We start from the raw sequence: 21,064 nt of genomic DNA, 5'->3' as shown, positions 1-21,064 counted from the left end.
TTGGCCTCGGGATCCCTCGTCGGCCAGCCGCCTCAAGGAGCCGACGTGGCCGACGAAGCGTTCAGCATCGACAAGAGACCGCTGCGCGATCTGTTGCAGCAGGTCGAGGTCGGCAAGGCCCAACTCCCTGAGTTCCAGCGGGGCTGGGTGTGGCCCTACCCGAACATTGCGAGCCTTCTGGCATCCATCTCGCTGAGCTATCCCGTGGGAACGGTCATGTTGCTCAAGGCCGGCGGAGACGTTCGGTTCAAGTACAGGCCCATCGAAGGGGCGACCCCGGTTGGTGAGCCCGAGCCGGAGTCGCTCGTGCTCGACGGGCAGCAGCGACTGACCTCGCTGTTCCAGGCCCTGAAGCTGAAGGGCCCGGTGGTTACCCAGGACCTGCGCAAGCAGCGGACGTCGGGCTGGTTCTACGTCGACATGGTCCAGGCTCTCGACGAGAACGCCGACCGCGAGGACGCCATCCGCTTCCTGCCCGAATCGCGCAAGGTACTCAACTTCCGGGGCCAGGTCATCGAGGACTACTCGACTCCGGAGCGCGAGTACGAGGCACATCTCTTCCCGCTCCATGCAGTCTTCGACGGCGGGGACTGGGGCGACGAATTCACCGACTACTGGGATGGCGACAAGGTCAAACGCAAGCTGTGGCGCGAGTTCAGCAAGGAATTTGTCCGACCCTTCGACCTCTACCATGTCCCGGTCATCGAGCTGGGGCAGGCGACTCCGCGCCAAGCCGTGTGCCAGGTGTTCGAGAAGGTCAACACGGGCGGGGTCACCCTGACCGTCTTCGAACTCCTGACTGCCACCTACGCTGCGGACGAATTCGATCTGCGCAACCACTGGGAGCAGGAATGCCGCGCTGCCTGGAAGGCACCTGAGTACCGCATTCTGCGCGAGGTCTCCAACACCGACTTCCTTCAGGCTGTCACCCTGCTGGCCACGGCCGAGCGGCGCAGGCACGAGGCTGAACGAGGAGTGGAGGAGGAGCGGTTGCCGCGCATCGGCTGCAAGCGCAAGGACATGCTCGCCCTTTCGCTGGAGGACTACGTACGCTTCGCGCCGTCCGTCATCGCCGGTTTCAAGACTGCCGCGAAATTCCTGCACCAGCAGTTCCTCTTCGATACGAAGTTCCTGCCTTACGGAACCCAGTTGATACCTCTCGCGGCGATCCTGGCCCTCGCGGGAGATGCCGCACAGAGCGCTGGAGCTCAGAACAAGCTCGCCCGCTGGTACTGGTGCGGCGTGTTCGGTGAGCTCTACGGCGGCTCGACCGAGACCCGTTTCAGCCAGGACCTGCCGGACGTCGTCGACTGGATCCACGGCCATGCGGTCGAGCCCCGGACCGTGACCGCTGCACAGTTCGCTCCCGGACGGCTGCTGACCCTCCGGACCCGCAATAGCGCTGCCTACAAGGGGATCTACGCGCTGCTGCTGAAGGCGGGAGCCGTGGACTGGCGCACCGGTGAGAAGGCCGAGGTCACCGGTTACTTCGACGAGTCCATCGACATCCACCACATCTTTCCCAAGAGCTGGTGCGAAAAGGCCGGATTCGACCCGGCTGTCTACAACTCGATCATCAACAAGACCCCGTTGACTGCCCGGACCAACCGAATCATCGGAGGCGCAGCCCCCTCCGAATACCTGGGGCGGCTGGTCAAGGCCGCAGAAACCGAGCACGAGGGCGTCGCCGAGCGTATCCGTTCCCACCTAGCTGAACCGCATCTCATGGCCGCTGATGACTTCGTCGGGTTCTTTGCCACCCGCAAGGCTGCGCTGCTCGGCAGCATCTCGGCCGCAATGGGGAAGGCGATTCTGGATGACGAATCGACCGTCCATGGAGCGGAGATCAGCCTCGACATATCGGACGACACCGACGATCTGTGATCACCCGGCTGCAAGGCATGGAACAGCGGCACTGTCCGTGCGCTGCTCGACTCCCGGCGGGGAGCTGAACCAGAGGTGGACCGCGAAGGAGATCTCCACGGCGTACTACCGCAAGATGCGCAAGGAGATCACCGACCGGATCGCCAAAGCGCAGCGCAAAGTCGTCGTCGTTCGGCCGCCACATGGACCGGGAGCGGATCGGCATCGAGCAGACCCCGCTGTAGTGAGGCCGGCGGCCCGCTCATCGCGAAATCCGTGCTCATGGCTCAGGGGCCGTGGGTACGGATTCCGCAGGCCCGGTGTGGCCGCCTTGACGCCGGGTCCGCCTGTTTCTCTACCGCAGGAAGGCCGACCGGGACCCGGCCAGATGCTGGGCGACGGCGACCGGCTACCGCTGCCGTTACGTCACCGTCAGGTAGCGGACATCAAGTACCGGGGTCGAGTGACCTGCGTCTTTCACTACAGCAGTCCTTTGGTATTACGGTTCCATTGCATTCGGCAGGAAGTGTAAAGGCCCACCTCTGGGGTCTATAGGGGCGATTAACGTCGCTTCTCGGCAGATAATGAAATTCAACTATCGCTCAAATCGGACATCTCGCCATGTCCGCTTGGACTAGACCGGACTGGGTCGAAACTGCGAGTTGTCGTGTAGGTGCTGTATGTGATGATTCGTCAAGTCGCCCTGCTGACAGTGGTCTTTGTGAAAATCCCCCATGCCGGACGCACTTTGCCCGGCATGAACAGGGGAGGGGTCGCTGATGCGACACAATTTCAGACCCGGGGGCAGATCAACGCGCGCAACGGCCGTCACGGCGGCGATGCTGGTGCTGACCCTGACTGGTGGTGCTTTGTCATCTGTCGGCCAGGCGGCGGCCGACGACACGCCTTCGGACTCCACCGCTTCGGCTGCGGCCGAGCAGCGGGACTTCGGTCTGGCGGAGGCCGAGGACGAGAGCACGGCCCGTGTGCTGGCCCAGGCCGAGAACCGCCGCATCGAGATCCTCTCGAAGCGTACTGAGACGGGCTCGACGTACGCCAATCCCGACGGCACGCTCACGGCGGAGGCATTCGCCGCGCAGATCCGGGTGAAGGAGGACGGCAAGTGGGAGGACATCGACACCACGCTGTCCGACACCGGTGCCGATCTCACGCCTGAGACGGCCGCTGCGGACATCACGGTCTCCGACGGCGGTGACACCGATCTGGCTTCAGTGTCGGACGACGGCAAGAGCTTCGGGCTCGGCTGGCAGGACAAGCTGCCCACACCCACGGTGGACGGCGACACGGCCTCGTACGCGCTGAGCGGGGGCGAGACGCTCCAGGTGACCGCGCTGCCCCAGGGCTTCTCCCAGAACGTGCTCCTCGACCAGGCACCGGACGGACCGGTGTCGTACCGGATCCCCCTGGAACTGCACGGGCTTCGCCTCTCCGAGGCCGACTCGGGGCACCTGCTGCTCAAGGACTCCTCCGGTGACCTGGTGGCCGAAGCGCCCGCACCGATGATGTGGGACTCCAGCAAGGACGAGCTGTCCGGCGAGCCGGAGAACCAGGCCCGGGTGGACGCCGACATCGAGACCACTGCAGACGGGTCGCAGACCCTGGTTCTCACCCCGGACGCGGACTTCCTGGACACGGCCACCTACCCGGTGACGGTGGATCCGACCTCCACCCTCGCGGTGACCACGGACACGTGGGTGGCCACCAACTACACCGACTCGCAGATCTCGTCGCCCGAGTTGAAGTCGGGGACGTACAACGCGGGTTCCACCAAGGCCCGTTCGTACCTGAAGTTCGACGTCTCGGACTTCGCGGGCAAGCACATCACCGACTCCGACCTGGCCCTGTACTCGTACTGGTCCTCCTCGTGCTCGACGTCGGGCGCCGGGACCCAGGTGCGGCGGATCACCTCGTCCTGGTCGTCGTCAAGCGTGACGTGGGACGACCAGCCTTCGACCGCCACCACGGACGCGGTCACCAACACCGCCGCCAAGGGCTACTCGGACGACTGCCCGGCCGGCACTGTGAACTTCGACATCGACGACATCGTCCAGTCCTGGGCCGACGGATCCACGAACTACGGCATCCAGGTGCGCGGCGCGAGCGAGACCGACTCGCTGACCTGGCGCCGCTTCCGTTCCGCGAACTACGCCTCGGGTGACTCGGCCACCGAGCCGCACCTCACCGTCACCTACAACTCGTACCCGAGCACCGCCCTGCAGTTCTTCCCGCTCAGCGGAGTCGCTACTGCCGACGCCACCCCCACCTTGTGGGCCAGGGCGACGGACGCCGACTCCGACCAGCTCCGCTACACCTTCGAGGTCTGGGACAGCGGCCTGACGACCCGTAAGGCCACCGGCAACTCCAAGTACGTACTGTCCGGACGAATAGGCACCTGGACCTCGGGAACGCTGCCCGCAGGAACGTACAAGTGGCGGGTCAAGGCGTACGACACGACCGACCTGTCGAAGGCCTGGTCGGCCTGGCGCACCCTGACCGTCGATCCGACGGCCCCCGCCGCGCCCGTCATCACCAGCAGCAGCCACGGCTCGCCCGCCAACTGGTACGCGGCGAACGACTTCACCGGCACGCTCACCGCCGACGACACCAGCGGTATCAACGGGTACGCGGTCAAAGTCGACCAGAGCCCGGCCACCAGCGCCGGCACCACGGTCACCCAGACCTCCGCGGCCGTGTCCGTCACGGACCGCACCGACGGCACCTGGTACGTCCACGCGGCCGCCCGGAACGCGGCCGGACTGTGGTCACCCACCCAGACCTTCCCCTTCAACGTCGACACAACAGCCCCGGGCGCGGCGACCGTCACCTCGTCCACGCACCCACTGAGCGCATCCACGTACGCAGGCCGGACGGCCGCCTTCACCTGGACCGCGCCCAGCGACACCTCCGGTGTGTCCGCGTACGCGGTCACCGTGGACCAGAGCAGCTCGACGCTGCCCAGCAGCACCGGCACCACGCAGAGCGCCGCGTCCTACGCCACCACGGTGAGCGCCGACGGCATCTGGTATCTGCACGTCCGGGCCAGGGACAAGGCGGGCAACTGGTCTGCGTCCGCCGCCCACTACGCCTTCACGGTCGACTCCACCCTGGGCCTGCTGCCGACGGTCACCTCCTCCACCCACCCCGACCAGACCGCCGCCTACAAGGCGACCGTTTTCAAGGCGACGTGGACGACCAGCGGCACAGCAACCGGCTACAGCTACACCGTGGACTCCAGTGCCACCACCGTCCCCGACACCACGGCCGATTCCACGACCGCCGGCTACACCGGCACCGTCGCACAGGGCACCTGGTACCTGCACGTCCGCGCCGTCAACTCGGCCGGAACCTGGGGACCAGCGGCCCACTACCGCTTCACCGTCGACACCGCCGCGCCCGCCGCGCCCGCGGTCTCCTCACCGGACTTCCCGGACGACGCCTGGGCCGGTGACGCGGGCGACACCGGGACGTTCACGCTGACGTCCGCGGACAAGGGCCTGGACACCTTCACCTACGCCCTGGACGGCGGTACGGCCACCACGGTCGCCGCCTCTGCCGCCGCCGCGATCGACCTGACCCCGGCGAGCGAGGGCAGCCACAAGCTGACCGTCACGGCCACCGACAAGGCAGGCAACACCTCCGCCGCGACCGTCTACACCTTCCACGTCGGCGCCGCCGGCCTCACCACGCCACTGTCCGGCGAGGAGATCGGCCACTCGGTCGCCCTCACAGCGGCCGGACCCCCGGACCTGACCGGGGCCACGTTCCAGTACCGGCGCGGCGACAATGACAGCTGGTCGGACATCCCGGCCTCCGCCGTCACCCTCGCCTCCGACGGCACCGCCGTCACCTGGCCGGTCGCCATGAGCGCCGGTGTCACCCCGGCACTAACCTGGACCACCGACGCCGTCACCGACGATGGAGACCTCCAACTGCGAGCGACCTTCAAGGGTGCCAATACCCCGGCACCCTCCGCGTCCGTCGCCGTCCTGCTGAACCGGGTCGAGGTCACCGACCACGGCACCGACCTCGACAGCCTGGCCTCACCCACCTCCGTCGATTCGTACGCGCTGGAGACGGCCGAGGAACGGGCCGAGGCATCTCCCGACGCCCTCGCACCGCCCTACCTCGACCAGGACACCGGCAAGATCGTCGCCCCGGTAGCCGACAGCGACGCGAAGGCCGACGCCACCGCGACGATTTCCCTGACCGATGTCCCGGTCGACGAAGGCGGCGACGACTCCACCCTGAACGACGCGGACGAGGCCGCCGACGGCACCACCACGACCGAGGACGACGTGGCCGGCTCCGTCACCACCACCGACGCCACCGTGATTCCCACGACCAAGGTCGTCGACCACAGCCAGGCCGAACTCGACTCCATCGCCGACGAGGTTCTGCTGCTCGACGACGATGACCTTCCCGGTGCCTCCGCGCTCGCCAGTGCGGACGTCGACGCCGAGACCAACAAGGTCGTCGTCGAGATCGCCGCGGACAACCCCGAACTCACCGACGGGCTCGGCCGGCGATACGGCATCGACACGGTCACGGTTCGCGTCAACCCGGGCGTCACCCAGCTCCAGGAGACCTCGACCCGCTGGACCGACAAGAACCCCTACAAGGGAGGAGCCGGCTACGAGTCCCACTGGGCCGCAGGCGATGCGGCGGGGAAGATCAACGCATGCACCACCGGCTTCGCCTGGACGTACAACGGGCACCCCTACATCGTCAGCGCCGGGCACTGCACCTACGCCGACGGATACATGGACAGCTGGGACCGCACCGGTACCGACGACTCGGTCACCGTCGGGTTCGTCGACGTCGACAACTACGCCAACGGCAGGGGCTCGGTGAAACTCCATGGCCAGAACTACTATTCGGGAGATCTTTCGCTGATCGAGGTCATCGAGAACAGGTACAACGTGTCCGCACGTATCTACCAGCACGACAGTGTGATGCGGCGGGTGGACAACCGGTTCACCACACGGTCGTCGAAGGGACAGAAGTTCTGCACCGGAGGCGGCCGCTCCAGCGAGGTGTGCGGCTGGAAGGTGACCGAGACCAAGAAGCGGTTCAAGTACGGCAACGGGGACGTGGCGCACAACCTGACCGTGGGCCAGAAGAACTCGGGAGCATGCATCATCTCCGGTGACTCCGGCGGCCCCGTCTACACCGTGAAGTCCAACGGCCACGTCAACGCGAAGGGCATCATCTCGGGCGCGGGCTGCAAGTCGGTGAGTGACGACGGCGAGTGCAGTGACGCTTGGGACGGCAAGTGCACGGTGTTCTTCACGGACATCGCGCTGGCAGAGAAGGCACTCCCGGGAGGGGTCAAGAAGTGGTGAAGGTGGTGAGACGAACGGTGAGGCTGGGAGTCCTCGCGATCGTGTCCGTCGTGGCGGTGACCGCGTCGGCGTGCAGCAGCTCCAAGCCGTGCGCCGGCGTCGGCGTCACCTCGCAGATCGGCGTGATGTTCCTCCAGCAGGGCTACACCGACCTCGCGGGCGCCTCCTACGAACTGTGCGCAGGCGGCAAATGCGTCAAGGACAAGCTCGAACAGGAAGACATCACCCGAATCAACCTGCCTCTCCCCGACGACGTGGACGCCGACCTCGGCACGGTCCGCTTTCGCGTCACTCCGAAGGGAAGTGGCAGTCCCGAGATCGACGCTTCCTCCGACGTGAAGCTCACCCGCCAGTCCGACGGCTGCGGTGGCGGCGCCTACAGCCGGGGCCTCGCCTTCACCAAAGACGGCGGGCTGACCACGAAAATCCCGTCAAGGGTGACCGCTGCCTGGCGCGATCACCTCAAGTCGCTGGCCTCACCTTCCGAACCCTCCTGACACGTGTGTCCCTCCACAGCCGGCATCCGGCTGTGGAGGGGCGCTGATCAGACCTGCACCCCACTCAACGCCCTCACAGCTGACAGCCCATCCAACGCCGGTCGGTTGAGGGCCATACACGCGTAGCGCGGCGAGGAGCACCTCACTACGGCGTCCCGGCTGTTCCTTGCTCGGTGAGCCCGGAGAAAGGCGACCGGGGCAGCGTCCCCCCCCCGCGGATCGGCTGGAACGGCGTCCGTCCACGGTGGTCGTCCAGCGCGCTCTCAGGCGGTGAGCGCATCGGTGCGCCTGCAGAAGGCGAAGCGGTCACCGAGGGATCGAGGCCACACTCGGGCCGTTCCTGGTTCCGCGAACGTCTGACCTCGCGGATGTGTCCGCAGTACAGAGACGCACACGCCAGCGCGCGAACTCCGAAGTTGGGCTACCTGACGCTGTACAGCTGGTACTCCCCTCAAGCGGCACGCCTTCGACTGCACGCCTGGACTCCACTCTGGTGGCTCAGGACGCCAGTCGTCGCAGGCGGTCCGCGGCTTCCTGGAGAACGTCGTCCTTCTTGCAGAAAGTGAAGCGGACCTGGCTGCGGCCGGCGTCAGGGTCGTCGTAGAACACGGAGTTGGGGATGGCGACGACGCCGCAGCGTTCGGGGAGGGCGCGGCAGAAGGCGTACGCGTCCTTCTCGCCGAAGGGTGTGATGTCGGTGGTGATGAAGTACGTGCCCTGCGGCTGGTAGACCTCGAAGCCGGCCGCGCGCAGGCCGTCGCCGAGCAGGTCGCGCTTGCGGCGGAGGTCGGTGCGGAAGCCGTCGAAGTACGAGTCCGGCAGCTGCAGAGCTTCGGCGACCGCGTACTGGAACGGGCCCGCGCTGACGTACGTCAGGTACTGCTTTGCCGTTCGGACGGCGGAGACGAGTGGGCCGTTCGCCGTGATCCAGCCGACCTTCCACCCGGTGAAGGAGAAGGTCTTGCCGGCCGAGCCGATCGTGACCGTGCGCTCCCGCATGCCGGGGAAGGTCGCGAGGGGGATGTGCTCGGCCTCGTCGAAGACCAGGTGCTCGTACACCTCGTCCGTGACCACCAGCAGGTCCCGCTCCACGGCCAGCTCGGCGATCGCCGTCAGCTCCGCGCGGGTGAGGACGGTGCCGGTGGGGTTGTGCGGGGTGTTGATGAGCAGGAGACGGGTCCGGTCGGTGACCGCGGCGCGCAGTTCGTCGAGGTCCAGGCGGAAGCTTCCCTCGTGGGGCCGCAGGGTGACCGGGACCCTGGTCCCGCCCGCCATCGCGATGCAGGCCGCGTAGGAGTCGTAGTACGGCTCGAACGCGACCACCTCGTCGCCCGGCTCCACCAGCGCGAGCAGGGCGGCGGCGATCGCCTCCGTCGCGCCGGCCGTGACCAGGACCTCGGTGTCGGGGTCGTGCACCAGCCCGTAACGGCGCTCCTGGTGCGCGGCGACCGCGGCGCGCAGCTCCGGGACGCCAGGGCCCGGCGGGTACTGGTTGCCGCGCCCGTCGCGCAGCGCCCGCACCGCCGCCTCCCTGACCTCCTCGGGTCCGTCCGTGTCCGGGAAGCCCTGCCCCAGGTTGATCGAGCCGGTCCGCAGAGCCAGGGCGGACATCTCGGCGAAGATCGTCGTCCCGAACTCGGCGAGACGGCGGTTGAGCAGGGGGCGCGCGCTGGAGGTCATGCCGGCCATCCTGCGCCCAAGCTCTGGAGTTCCTCAACTCACCTACGCGTACGAGCACCTGCGCTGGCATCCGAGGCGCCCTCTCTGAGCAGGGGAGAGCTGTCGCCGATTGTCGTCTTCTGTCGCCCCTGGCCGCTGTCGGACGGCCCACAGACGGCCCAGCCATGGGGGCTCGCATGAGGCTCACACCGTTGCCGACTGCTCCACTTGCGGCGTGACATGCCACGTCCAACCATGGGTGAGAGGCATGAGGTAGGTGAGGTTCGTGGGCCTGCACATCTGCTGGGGACGTTGCCCGCACGATCAGCTTGAGCCGCCGCCCCCTGCCGCGCCCGAACCGCGCTGGTACCGACCGGCGCCCATCGGCCTGACCGCTGCTCGGCAATCAATGGCTAGTGGATCAGCTGCCCTCCTTGCTGGTTTCTCCGCCGCCACCGTCGGCGTCATTGCGCAGGCCCCGGACATGATCCGGTATCCCGGATGGGCGCTATTTACTCTCACCTTCGCTGCCATCGCTCTCGTTGCATGTGTTCAATGCGGGTTCAATGCGCGGGCCCTCATGTACTCCCACGCGGAAATTGTGGAATGGCTTCCACACGTCTTTACCGCGGACGAATCGGAGGCGCTCCGACACGCACAGATTGAGAACGCTCGCACGGCGCGTAAGTGGGAGTGGGCGGCTGAGTGGACTTACCACATCGGGATCGTGTGCCTTGCGGTCGGAATCGGCCTTGTTCTCATTCCGATGGGACGCTCGGGCGAGAACATCCCTCGCTGGCTCGCCGCCATCTCTGTCGTCCTTGGAGGGGTGGTTCAGTGGTGCTATTACGTCAGAGGTTGGTGCAAAGACAAGGAGGCACGTAAGCAATGGTCGGTCGCAAATCCAAAGCCGTCGTGAATGCGCGCTACAGGAAGATGCTCGCCATAGAAGCCCGTCGTAGGGCCCGAGAAGCGGCGAAGCAAGGTCCCTTGCCAGCCAAAGGGGTCAAAAAGATGATTAGAGAGGGACTGCTCTGCCAACCACATGGTTCAGAGCACTGCAAGCTCTGTCCGAAAGGGAAAAAGTCCACCGGCCGATTCACAGCGCTCGTCTGAGGCAGGTGCGCGAACGGATTTCTCCGTACCTTCATGGCGCATGCTGCTCCGGAGTCCGCTTTCCCCTCGGTGATTTCTACGATTCAGCGGCACAAGCGAGCCGCGACAGCCATTTCTTGTCCACGGATGATCGCCAGTAAGCACCTTCGCGCACACCCAAGTGGGTCAAAAAAGCCGATCCGAAGGTTCCATTTTTTTACCACTTTCAACTGATCGAACATGCTCCATGATTACCGTGCCGATGGCCTCACCAAGTCGAACCGGAACGGCATTGCCAATGAGTCGACCAAGGCGATTGAATCGAACCTGCTCTCCCTTAGGGAGGAACTTGTAGTTCCTAGGGAAGGTTTGCAGCATGGCGGCCTCACGGAGGGAGATGGCCCTGTCCTGCGTTGGGTGCCCAAAGCGGCCATTACCAAAGCCGAAGCATTGTGTGGTGATGGTGGGTGCGGGAGCATCCCACTCCATCCGGCCGTAGACGCTTGGGTACGTGGCCCCGGTGGCCTTTCGGTGGCATGCGGCAATCAGCTCTGGATCCCAGTCGCGCCAAGTTCCACCAGGCTTAGATGCCCTTATACGGCGCATGTTCATCTCGCTGAGCGAAGCCGCGGTGTGAAGAGGATCGCGACTGTGCTGCTCGCCGGCGGCGATGGCGGGAAGCTTCGAGATCTCCTGCCGGACAGTTCGAAGGGGAGCGTTGGTCTGGCTTGCCAGGCTCAATCCAGCGTCGCCCAGTTTTGAGGCGATTAGCACTAGCCGCTTGCGCGACTGAGGAACGCCAATTTTGGAGCACTCGACAATGGAATAGTGAACGGAATATCCATCCAGGTACTTCAAGAAATCTGCGAAAACATCATGTTGGGCGAGCTGCGCCACGTTTTCCATGGTGACTAGATCCGGCTGCAGCTCGGCTACCAGGGCGCCAAACTTTAGAACCAGTTGCCAGTCCAAACCGCGCTTCTTGCTTCTCCCGCTTTGACTGTAAGTGGAGAAGGGTTGGCATGGCGCGCACCCAGCCAGCAATGAGTAATCGCCCTGGCTCAGGTAAGACTTGAGTTCATCAGCCTTTAGCTCATTCACGTCGCGTTCGAGGAATGGTGCGCTATTGTTCGCTTCGAATGGGTACCTGCAATGCGGATCAAGGTCAACGCCCGCTCGAACATTGATGCCACTTCTGACAAGGCCATGAGTGAGCCCGCCAACGCCGCAGAAAAGGTCTACGGCAGCGATATCGGGGATACGGTCGTTCACGGTGTGCCACCATTCGGCCGTATCTCCGGCCGCAGAAAGATGTAGGAATCAATATAGTGGGCAAAGCATTTGATTACTTCGCGCAAGTAGCTCTCAACTTGTTGCGACATTTCTCGAAGTTCCGTCGCAATGATACCATCGGCGCAGTCTACGAATGAAATTGAACCGTGAGCCAAGCTATTTCGGCGATCCTTGACCAACTTCATTGAGCCCATGCCGTCCCGTCTTACACGCTTGACGCCCGCGAGAGTGGTGCTGCTGATGGTAATCTGACACCCTAATCTCTTAGCCATCGCGTAAATTGCTTCGTCATCCCAGTTTCCACCTCCACCAGTCTCAATCTCAAAGTCGCGGATAGGCAGCTGGTTGACCAAATGATCAGTCATTTGGAGGGCGTACTTCAATCGGCTATCAGGGGCCATGTCTGCATGAGTTCGTGCGGAACTGCGGACCCACTCCTGGCGGAGTTCGTCGCTAAGCTCGTGCGGCTGCCATTTCGCGGATGCGGCGGCCGCCTTTGTTATCTCGGATATACACCTGGCCATAGTCGCTTCAACTAGGTTGTAAAGTTGAAGGTAGACGCTGGAGTATAGGATTTTCTGCTGTGGCGCCGTGATGCGATATTCCGAGCCTGCAAGCTTGGGTGGCCCATTACGCGCTACTATCTCTACTTGTTCCAGTAGTTCCAGATAAGCGCTGACTTCGCTGAATCTTTCATCGAAGAAGGTGACCAGATCTGCTGTGCTCATACTGCCACCAACCGAGATCGGACGAAGTCGATTCGCCCTTCAAGGCGAGACCGGGCGTTCGCACCATCCGCGCCAATAGCGCGCGTGAATTCGGTTCCTTGCGTCCACTCGCTTACAGCGATTCTGTCGCTGTCTATCATCGCTAGCTCGGGGCGCTCCTTGAGGGCCAAGTAGGAGCCGATCGCAATACTTTCGAACCTCGCTCGCGGCGTCGCCGTGCCAGTAGCAGATCGGCGGAATCCGTGAGGAAATACGCGGTCGACGAATTGCATGGTCTCATGGAACCGCTTACGGTACTTCTCGGCAGCGCTGTGATCGTCGCGGAACTCGACGTTCATCTTTTCAGTGTATTCGTAAATGAAGTCGGACGGTCGATCCCTGTAGGTAGCCAAGCCATCACTGTAGGCGAAAAATCGTGTTACGAGCTCGTCGTATCCACGTTCGAGCTTCCGCTTTGGGCTCATAGGTGCTAGCGATTGAAGTAGCGGGTCTTCGGACAGCTCCATGACCAATTCCATGAACGGACCTGCTAGCGCTCCGCGGCGAACTTCGGCAGTATTCGCGTTTTTGCTTCCAGTGTTAATCCGTTCAAACATGTCTAGGCGGGCGGCCTCGTCAGCGTGCTCATTGAGAATGATCCCGCGAATCGATCTATTGCGAACCTTGCGCTGCCGTGATTCTGGCAGATCGTGAAAGGTGAAGCCAGAGAGAAGGGATAGCTTTTCAAGTCCAGTGAGCCTAAGTTCACCAAAGAGGAATTGCTCTAGCGTGCGCAAGCGCTGGGAGCCGTCTACGATCTCCAGTCTGCCATCTGACATTTCCCAGAAAAAGACAAAAGGTATTGGAAGGCCCATGATGAGAGATTCGATGAACTTCGATTTGCGATCATGTTCCCACGTGAATTCACGCTGATAAGTGGGAACCACGTATTCGCCGTCGCGCATCTTGTTGGCCAGAATCTCGACCGAATATTCCGTAATGTAGAAATCGATACGCTTTGACTGATCAACGATCTGCTGTTCTGCCGCCTCTTGGGCCTCTGGCGTGATCGCTGGATCGTCGTTCGTCATTTTTCCGTCCGTCCCATTCCCCGAAGAGCCGTAGTGCCAGACCCTCTGCCAGTCAACAGGCACACGATCATGCCATAGGCTGCCCACCTATCAGAAGGATTGGCAGTCAGTCAATCCACCCGAGTGTGGCCCGACTTGGCTAGCCCAGGTAGGGACTGATCTGCATGTAGCTTGGTAGCCAGACTCGCATCGTGGGTCGCGACGGCAGGGTGCGTGACTCATGCCCTCGGGCCTGTCCATGTGGGCGGACACCGGCGCAGCCGGGGTGCGGGGCAATTCCCACGATTCGCATAGGGGCTTTGCGGTTGCCGTGAACGGAAGCCGTGAGGGGCGGAGTGCGGTCCGTGAATCCGTGATCCACTAACCGTGCCGGTCGGCCGTGCTTGCCGGGTTGCGACGCTCTCACATTCACCACCGGCAGTAGGCCACGGTTGCGTCGTCCCCAGACTTGTAGCGCGGCCATCGGAGTCCGGTGGGGTCCGTGGCTTCAACCTTCCGCACAGCCTCAATCAGCTTGTGTGGCCCTCCGCCCTGGAGCATGGCGAAGACATCGGACCAGGTCGCCGTGCCGTATTCGGTGACCAGCCGCGACACGCCGTCCGACATGACCGCTGCTGAGCGGACGTCTTTGAGGGGCGTGGTGCCAGTCAGGGTGTGCTGTGCCGCCTCGGGATTGGCAGCGGCTACCCAGTACCCCTCACTGGTGTTTCGGACCTGCCGCTGAGCGAGTACGAGCCGCTGTAGTGCCTCCCTGTGCCCTGGGGTGTGAGTCTGGTGACTCTCGACCTCCGCCCGCAGGTCAGGCAACACATCGTCTACGCGGAGGTCACTGATCACGGTCTGGCCCTCAGGACCGTCAAAGACGATCGGCGAATCGGCCAGCACAAGATGTTCAAGGACCCCATGCTTGTGCCGCAGGATCGCAACTGTGGCTGATGGAGTCCCAGGGTCCTTGAGGTCGCAGCTCGGGTGCATCGCCGCTACGCGTTCGAGGGCATCGGCGAGGCCCTCCGCGAGGGGCCGGTCGAGGTCTGCCAGAGCGGTCAGAAGAGATCCTCCGAGGTGGGCGACGTACCAGGGGACGCCATGGCGGCATCCTGTGGACAGTCCAGCCGTACTGAGCCCATCCAGCACCACGGCGAGTGTGGGAGTGCCCGCCACCCAATCTTCGTTGGCATTGGCTCCCCCACCTTGGGTTTCAAAGCAGACTCGCATGATCAGCCCTCGTGTCGGTAGAGCGGGGTAACGCGGCGGCTCTCCAGTACCTCCAGCGTCTTGGGGTCGTAGCGGCACGAGATCAGCGTTGAGAAGCGCCGTGTACGGACCTCCCTGTACAGCTCTGCCAGGTTGTGTTCCAAGTAGTGCACGACTCCGTTCGCGCCTATGGCGTGGATACCGGCGATGTACAAGAACGTCCCGCGCCCATCCAAGCGCGGGAGGCGTCCGAGGTAACCGAAGTCGCCGGCGGAACCGTCCTCGTCCATCGGGGACCGGAACTCATCACCAGTCCTCTGGTCCAGCAGGTGCCAGGCATGGTCTTTCTCAAACCGCAGGTTGTCGTCCCCTTCCAGCACCTGGGCGACGATGGGGGACAACCGAGGGCCGCAGATGACCACGTGGTTGTCACGGTTGAGGTTGACGATGCCAGTCGGTGGGATCACCTCGTACTGCGCGTCAAGCTTCATGCCGCCGAGAAGCTTGCGCAGATGCTCGAAGTTGTCGAGGTCTTCCTGCACCACGACCGCACTCGGGTTCTCGTCGGGCCCCTTGCCCGCCTCAGGCTTCCCGCCCAGAGAGACAGTCACCAGGTCAGTACCGAAGAACGCCCGCTCCGGGGGCGGTCCAGCGGATGCCAGTTGTCCGACTCGCCCTCGGCTTACGCCCAACTTTGCGGCGATCTCCGCCTGCGTCATGCCTGATGCCTGCGCCTCTTCGATGGCTTCACGGCGGATACGGGATAGCTCCAGCACCCACCCCTGATAGGTCGCCATCAGGTCAATCGCAGCCTTAGCTCGCTCGACCGGGATCGCAGTCTCGGCAACCCGCTTCATGTCGTCGTGCACAGTGCTCCAATCTCCGCCTAGGGGGGCTAGCGAACTGTACCGCGAGAGGGGGTTGCGCGCAGCCGCGGGTTTGCCTACGGTACCTAACAAGCGAGATGGCAACCCCCCCTAAGCAAGTCGGGGAGAAGTGTTCTCGTGCTGTCTGACCTGCACGAAGACGCCCGGAGGAAAGCCCCGCAGGGGGTGAGTACGAAGTGAGCGCGTATTGATTGACAACTCAACAAGCGGGCCCCGTCTCCCCGAGTTGAAAAGACGGCCGCGCGGCTGTGACCGCGCATGTCTCGCCGTTCCGCAGCTCAAGAGCTGCGCCGGTTGCCTCCGCTGCTCGTCTCGTACGAGCAGCGCTGAGGGGAGCCGGACACCGACTCCAACGGCAAGCGGCTCCCGGGGTGCCACCCGGGAGCCGCGTTCGGGCCGTTCCACGCTGAGAGGAACACGACCCAATGACCCACATCGTTACTGTTCAGGACGCTGTTACCGCGTTCGCCGACTTCATGGAGCCGACGGATGCGGAGCTGGACGCGATCGAGCGGGAGATGCCGCTGATCCTGGCGCGCGTCGACTTGCTCGACGTGCAGATCATCACCCTGGACCGGACCCCGACCGAGCTGGACACCCGCCGTATCCGCCGCGCCCGCAACCGCGTGCTGAACGAGCGTCGTGCCCTGGCCAACCGCGCCGCCGGCATCACCCTGCCGGAGGTCGGCGCATGAGCACCACCGACCCGAAGCTGACGGCCGCGCACGCTGAGGTGAAGGCGGAGATCGCGCGGACCGACAACAAGGTCGCGCTCCTGTTGGCGTTCGTCGGCGCGGTGCTCGCCGGCGCGTGGACGATCGCCCGCGACCTGCCCCTGACCCCGCCCGCCGTGATCGTGGGCGGATGCGGCATGACGCTCCTGATCGCGGCGGCCGCTCTGCTGCTGCGCTCGGTGCGCCCCAATCTCTCTGGCCGGCATGGCTTCCCGCTGTGGGCCACCCTCACCCCCGACCAGATCACCGACGCCGTGACGCGGGACCTGGCCGCCGACGTGGCGGGCCTGTCCCGGCTCGCGGTGGTCAAGTTCACCGGTCTGCGCCGAGCGGTCGACCTCACCCTGACCGCCGGCGCCCTGCTCATCCTCGCCCTCCTGCTCACTGTTGGGGGCGCACTGTGAACCGGACCAAGCTGACGAAGGTGCAGATCGGGGTTCTGGCGGCCGCGTTCGTGCCGATGCTCGCCACCGGCGTGATCGGCGGTATCGGCACCTACAGCAACATCGGGCACGCCTACGGCGAGGGCACCGCGCTCGGGGCGCTCGCCGCCGGTGAGGGCGCCACGGCCGTGCTCGCCCTGGTCCTGCTGGGCTTGACCATGCTGGGCCAGTCCTCGCCGCGCATCGTGCGGATGGGACTGTGGGCGCTTCCGGCCGCCGCCGCCGTCATGGGCGCCATGGCCGCACCCGACGCCGACCGGACCATCATCTACGCCCTGACCCCGATGGGCATGTCCGTGTCGGCGGAGGGCATGGCGTTCCTCGCCCGCCGGATCGTCGTGCACACCGACGGCCGCGACGCGGAGAACGAGCGGCGCACCGCCGACCTCGTACAGGCCCTCGCCTACCACCGCGCCCGCGCCGCACAGCACCCCAGCGGTCGGGTTCAGTGGTGGTCGGAGCGCAAGTCGTGGCGCCTGGCCCGCAAGGTCGGCATCGGGGATGCGGCGCTCGGATCGAGGCTGCTCGATGTCCAGCGTGAGCGGATCACCGCCGGTGCGGATGCCGCGCTCGGCTCGATGTTCGGCGGCACCACCCCCGCCCTCGCCCCGATCCCCGAGGTGGACGCGAATGCGGAGGAATCTACCGAGACCATGAGGAATCGGTCTATGGCTGACCTGCGGGAATCGACCCCGGCTCCGGTGGTGACGCTGGCCCGACTCTCGGTCCCCGATCCGGTCGCGGTCGACCTGGGCAAGTCGATTCTCCCGCTCAAGCCGCTCGCCCCCGTCCCGACTCCGATCGCCTCGATTCCGCCGGTGGTGCCTGCGGCGGAGCCTCGCCCGCGTGGGGTGACCGGTCGGGTCCCGGATGCCGCAAAGTCGCCCCGGCCGAAGCGCACTTGGGAGCAGTTGCTTGCCGAGACGCGCACGGTCACCGCCGGGTGGTCGGACAGCCGGATCACGGCTGAGGGCATCCGCCGCGAGGTGCACACCTCGCCGGCCAACGCTCGGGAGCTGCGGGACACCCTCCTTGCGGAGCGGGCCCGCTCGGAGGGGGTGGCGGGATGACCACTCCCACCACGGACACGGTGAAGACGTTCAGCTTCGGCGGAGGCGTACAGTCCACCGCCGCCCTGGTCCTCGCGTCCACGGGTGAGCTGGACTACCGCACCTTCCTGATGGCCAACGTCGGAGATGACTCCGAACACCCCGGGACCCTCGCCTACCTGCACAAGTACGCCATCCCCTACGCCGAAGCGCACGGCCTTGAGCTGGTCGTCTTGGATCGGGTGATGAAACGCTCGGGTGAGGTCCGCACGCTGTATCAGGACCTCACCCGGGAGGGCTCGCGGTCTCTGAAGATCCCCGTACGTATGTCGAACGGGGCCCCCGGCACCCGGTCCTGCACGGCGCAGTTCAAAATCAAGGTCGTTGGGGACGAACTCAAGCGCCGTGGGGCGACGAAAGAGAACCCGGCCACGGTCGGTATCGGCATCAGCCTTGATGAGATCCACCGCGCGAACAAGCGGCGCTGCGAGCCGCACGAGGTCATCGAATACCCGCTGCTGGAACGCGGGATCCGGCGGATCGACTGCGCACGGATCATCCGTGAGGCGGGGTTGCCGGTGCCACCGAAGTCGTCGTGCTGGTTCTGCCCGTTCCACCGGCCGGAGACCTGGCACGACATGCGCCGCAACGAGCCCGATCTGTTCGAGCGCGCGTGCCAGCTCGAAGAACTCCTCAACCGCCGCCGTGACGAACTCGGCAAGGACCACGTGTGGCTGACCCGGTTCAACCGGCCGCTACGCGCCGCGATCCCGGACGGAGTGGACACCCTTCCGTTCGATGAGTGGGACTCCGGATGCGACTCCGGATGGTGCATGACCTGAACCCCCTTTGTGCAACGGGCCCGGCCGCCCACCTCCTACAGCGTCGGCCGGGCCCGCTCTCCCTCACACCCGAAAGTGGAAGGAACCTCAGTGAAGCACCCCGACGACGACAGCGAACTCTTCAACCGGCTGGAAGCCGAAATGGCCGCCGACTCCCCGCCCGCCGCGGGGGCGGACGTGGTCGACCTCGACAAGGCCCGCGCCGCGCGCGAGTCGACCCCGACCGCGGACTCCGAGTCGGGCGACCCGACCGCCCGCCGGTTGGTCGACGACCCGGCCGTGAAGTCGGCCGGTCCCGGCTACCTGGGTCGCCTCGCCGCCGCCAAGCGGCGTGACGTGGTCCCGCTGTGGCTGCGCTCGGTCGCCGAACTGAAGACCGCCACGGCGTGGGTGGCCCGCCACTACGCCCACACCGCCGGGTACCACGCGCTGCGCACCCCGGTGTATGCCGCCCGCTTCACCATGCAGGCGCCCACCGGTCTGGCCCGGTTCGTGGGCGGCACCATGCGGTGGATGGCCGACCGCGAGGGCGAGCCGGTCCGCCTCGCCGCCGTGCGCCGCGAGGACGCGGCGGAGTACCTGAAGCTGTCCCGGCAGCGCGACGGCCGGGTCCGGCTGCGCACCCTGGTCACGGTGTTGGGCATGTTCATCGGCCTGGGTCTGGCTCTGGCGATCTACGTCATGGCGCCCGACTGGCTTCAGGCCCTGTCGGTCGGCGCTCTCGTGCTCGCGCTGGGCATGAACGGCCGCAAGGCCGACCAGCCGGTCATTCATCGGGCAGTTGAGGTGCCCAAGGCGTCCAAGCTCACCTCGGACATTGTGCTGCGGGCGCTGGGGGCGATCGGCATTCCCGCGATCAACCAGGCGCAGGCCAAGGGGCGGGACGGGTTCGAGTTCACCGCCCCGATCACCCGCGACGGTCCCGGCTGGCGGGCGGAGGGCAACCTGCCTTTCGGCGTGACCGTGACCGACGTCATCGAGAAGCGCGAGCGCCTCGCGTCGGGTCTGCGCCGGCCGCTGGGCTGCGTGTGGCCGGAAGCCGAGTCGGAGGAACACCCCGGCCACCTCGTGCTGTGGGTAGGGGACCAGACCCTCAAGGCCGCGCCCAAGCCCGCATGGCCGCTGTTCAAGTCGGGCACGGTGGACCTGTTCAAGGCCATCCCGTACGGCACGGACCAGCGTGGACGCTGGGTTGAGGTCACGCTCATGTTCATCGCCGGGATCATCGGCGCGATCCCCCGCATGGGCAAAACCTTCCTCCTGCGCCTGCTGATGCTGATCGCCGCGCTCGATCCGCGGGCGGAGCTGCACACCTACGACATGAAGGGCACCGGCGACCTCGACACGGTCGGCGAAGCGGTCTCGCACCGGCACGGCGTCGGCGAGGAAATCGAGACGATCCTGTACGTGCTGAACGACTTCCGCGCCCTGCGTGAGGAGTTGCGGCGCCGTACCAAGGTGATCCGCTCGCTGCCCCGGGACATCTGCCCCGAGTCCAAGGTGACCAGCGCTCTCGCGGACAAGCGCTCGCTGGGGTTGCACCCGATCGTGATCGGGGTGGATGAGTGCCAGGTGCTGTTCGAGCACTCCGAGCACGGCAAGGAGTTCGAGGAGATCGCCACCGACCTGGTCAAGCGCGGCCCCGCTACCGGGATCGTGCTGCTGCTGGCCACCCAGCGGCCCGACGCCAAGTCGCTGCCCACCGGCATCTCCGCGAATGCCAGCACCCGGTTCTGCCTGAAGGTCATGGGCCAGACCGAGAACGACATGGTGCTGGGCACGTCCTCCTACAAGCGCGGGGTGCGGGCGACCATGTTCGCCTGGGGGGATAAGGGCCTGCACTATTTCGTGGGTGAGGGCTCGGACGCCCGGATCGTCTCCAGCACGTTCCTGGACGCGCCGATGGCCGAACGCGTCGCCGCCCGGGCCCGCACCGTGCGCGAGAAGGCCGGACTCCTGTCCGGCTACGCCCTCGGGGAGGCCCCCGAGCATGTCACCGGCCCCGCCTATGACCTGCTCGCCGACGTGGCCGCGGTGGTGCCGGAGGCGGAGGAGCGGGTGTGGAACGAGCGGATCGCCGCCCGCCTCGCCGAACTGCGCCCCGAGGTCTACGGCGGGTGGAAGGGCGAGAACGTCACCTCCGCGCTGAAGCCGCACGGCATCAAGACCCGCGACGTGGCCGGCACGACGGAGGACGGCGCCCGCACCACCCGGCGCGGCATCGTCCGCGCCGACGTCCTCAAGTCGATTGCGGAGCGTAACGAAAAGCCGGGCGCCGCCTAGGCCCGGCAAGGTGCTACCGGTAGCAGGGGCACCTGCTACCGGTAGCACCTCCGCTAGCACCCTA

General features: G+C 65.4%; 15 protein-coding genes. 9 read left to right on the top strand and 6 right to left on the bottom strand.

From position 1 onward, the window contains the following. Window positions 1-45 precede the first annotated feature (45 nt). The 3 genes from AQI94_RS21940 (at window position 46) to AQI94_RS21930 (ending at window position 7,723) form a co-directional block, all read left to right on the top strand. Complete coding sequence (locus tag AQI94_RS21940) at window positions 46-1,884, top strand: GmrSD restriction endonuclease domain-containing protein (RefSeq protein WP_031037209.1); 1,839 nt, start codon at window positions 46-48, stop codon at window positions 1,882-1,884. An 848-nt stretch (window positions 1,885-2,732) separates the two neighbouring features. Continuing rightward, entirely contained in the window at window positions 2,733-7,226 is a 4,494-nt protein-coding gene (locus AQI94_RS44635) for a DNRLRE domain-containing protein (RefSeq protein WP_051831888.1), read from the top strand. A 50-nt stretch (window positions 7,227-7,276) separates the two neighbouring features. Further along, window positions 7,277-7,723, top strand: coding sequence for a hypothetical protein (locus AQI94_RS21930; protein ID WP_225890238.1), 447 nt, complete (start codon window positions 7,277-7,279; stop codon window positions 7,721-7,723). A 498-nt stretch (window positions 7,724-8,221) separates the two neighbouring features. Here AQI94_RS21930 and AQI94_RS21925 read toward each other — a convergent pair whose 3' ends face one another. Beyond that, on the bottom strand, window positions 8,222-9,412 hold the full coding sequence (locus tag AQI94_RS21925) for a pyridoxal phosphate-dependent aminotransferase (protein WP_031037202.1): 1,191 nt from the start codon (window positions 9,410-9,412) through the stop codon (window positions 8,222-8,224). A gap of 256 nt (window positions 9,413-9,668) precedes the next feature. On the opposite strand from AQI94_RS21925, the gene AQI94_RS44630 reads away from it, so the two are divergent. Continuing rightward, window positions 9,669-10,301, top strand: a complete 633-nt coding sequence (locus AQI94_RS44630) for a hypothetical protein (RefSeq protein ID WP_158806137.1) — start codon at window positions 9,669-9,671, stop codon at window positions 10,299-10,301. Window positions 10,302-10,663: 362 nt separating this feature from the next. Here the strand turns inward: AQI94_RS44630 and AQI94_RS42975 are convergent, their stop codons facing one another. The 5 genes from AQI94_RS42975 to AQI94_RS21915 all read right to left on the bottom strand — a co-directional run bounded on the left by AQI94_RS42975 (window position 10,664) and on the right by AQI94_RS21915 (window position 15,631). Further along, window positions 10,664-11,749, bottom strand: a complete 1,086-nt coding sequence (locus tag AQI94_RS42975) for a DNA cytosine methyltransferase (protein ID WP_078902581.1) — start codon at window positions 11,747-11,749, stop codon at window positions 10,664-10,666. Beyond that, the gene (locus AQI94_RS42970) at window positions 11,746-12,498 is read right to left on the bottom strand and encodes an MAE_28990/MAE_18760 family HEPN-like nuclease (protein ID WP_078902580.1); all 753 of its coding nucleotides are present in this window, start codon (window positions 12,496-12,498) and stop codon (window positions 11,746-11,748) included. Before AQI94_RS42970 ends, AQI94_RS42975 begins: the two co-directional genes overlap by 4 nt. After that, window positions 12,495-13,568: a DUF262 domain-containing protein gene (locus AQI94_RS42965; RefSeq protein WP_078902579.1), complete on the bottom strand. Its 1,074-nt coding sequence runs from the start codon at window positions 13,566-13,568 to the stop codon at window positions 12,495-12,497. The genes AQI94_RS42970 and AQI94_RS42965 overlap by 4 nt, the downstream gene beginning before the upstream one ends. 408 nt (window positions 13,569-13,976) lie before the next feature. After that, the gene (locus tag AQI94_RS21920) at window positions 13,977-14,702 is read right to left on the bottom strand and encodes a protein phosphatase 2C domain-containing protein (protein ID WP_234438767.1); all 726 of its coding nucleotides are present in this window, start codon (window positions 14,700-14,702) and stop codon (window positions 13,977-13,979) included. Between the two features lie 83 nt (window positions 14,703-14,785). Then, window positions 14,786-15,631, bottom strand: coding sequence for a sigma factor-like helix-turn-helix DNA-binding protein (locus tag AQI94_RS21915; RefSeq protein ID WP_031037199.1), 846 nt, complete (start codon window positions 15,629-15,631; stop codon window positions 14,786-14,788). 443 nt (window positions 15,632-16,074) lie between these two features. On the opposite strand from AQI94_RS21915, the gene AQI94_RS21910 reads away from it, so the two are divergent. From AQI94_RS21910 to AQI94_RS21890, 5 genes are all read left to right on the top strand, one after another. After that, the gene (locus tag AQI94_RS21910) at window positions 16,075-16,344 is read left to right on the top strand and encodes a DUF6284 family protein (RefSeq protein ID WP_031037196.1); all 270 of its coding nucleotides are present in this window, start codon (window positions 16,075-16,077) and stop codon (window positions 16,342-16,344) included. Beyond that, window positions 16,341-16,787: a Pycsar system effector family protein gene (locus AQI94_RS21905; protein WP_031037194.1), complete on the top strand. Its 447-nt coding sequence runs from the start codon at window positions 16,341-16,343 to the stop codon at window positions 16,785-16,787. Before AQI94_RS21910 ends, AQI94_RS21905 begins: the two co-directional genes overlap by 4 nt. Beyond that, the gene (locus tag AQI94_RS21900; RefSeq protein WP_031037192.1) at window positions 16,784-17,896 is read left to right on the top strand and encodes a hypothetical protein; all 1,113 of its coding nucleotides are present in this window, start codon (window positions 16,784-16,786) and stop codon (window positions 17,894-17,896) included. The genes AQI94_RS21905 and AQI94_RS21900 overlap by 4 nt, the downstream gene beginning before the upstream one ends. Further along, window positions 17,893-18,717, top strand: coding sequence for a phosphoadenosine phosphosulfate reductase (locus AQI94_RS21895; RefSeq protein WP_107064191.1), 825 nt, complete (start codon window positions 17,893-17,895; stop codon window positions 18,715-18,717). The genes AQI94_RS21900 and AQI94_RS21895 overlap by 4 nt, the downstream gene beginning before the upstream one ends. 90 nt (window positions 18,718-18,807) lie before the next feature. After that, window positions 18,808-21,000, top strand: a complete 2,193-nt coding sequence (locus AQI94_RS21890; protein WP_031037186.1) for a cell division protein FtsK — start codon at window positions 18,808-18,810, stop codon at window positions 20,998-21,000. The last annotated feature ends 64 nt before the right edge of the window (window positions 21,001-21,064 follow it).

Source organism: Streptomyces pseudovenezuelae, from assembly GCF_001513955.1.
GTDB classification, from domain to species: domain Bacteria; phylum Actinomycetota; class Actinomycetes; order Streptomycetales; family Streptomycetaceae; genus Streptomyces; species Streptomyces pseudovenezuelae.
Note: the sequence above shows the minus strand (reverse complement) of the source record. Positions and strands in the feature narration are given on the sequence as shown.

What these genes read in the sequence shown, in the direction of transcription:
- AQI94_RS21895 (WP_107064191.1), top strand. Translation starts at nt 17,893, where the DNA reads ATGACCACTCCCACCACGGACACGGTGAAGACGTTCAGCTTCGGCGGA.
- AQI94_RS21925 (WP_031037202.1), bottom strand. Translation starts at nt 9,412, where the DNA reads ATGGCCGGCATGACCTCCAGCGCGCGCCCCCTGCTCAACCGCCGTCTC.
- AQI94_RS21905 (WP_031037194.1), top strand. Translation starts at nt 16,341, where the DNA reads ATGAGCACCACCGACCCGAAGCTGACGGCCGCGCACGCTGAGGTGAAG.
- AQI94_RS21910 (WP_031037196.1), top strand. Translation starts at nt 16,075, where the DNA reads ATGACCCACATCGTTACTGTTCAGGACGCTGTTACCGCGTTCGCCGAC.
- AQI94_RS42965 (WP_078902579.1), bottom strand. Translation starts at nt 13,568, where the DNA reads ATGACGAACGACGATCCAGCGATCACGCCAGAGGCCCAAGAGGCGGCA.
- AQI94_RS42970 (WP_078902580.1), bottom strand. Translation starts at nt 12,498, where the DNA reads ATGAGCACAGCAGATCTGGTCACCTTCTTCGATGAAAGATTCAGCGAA.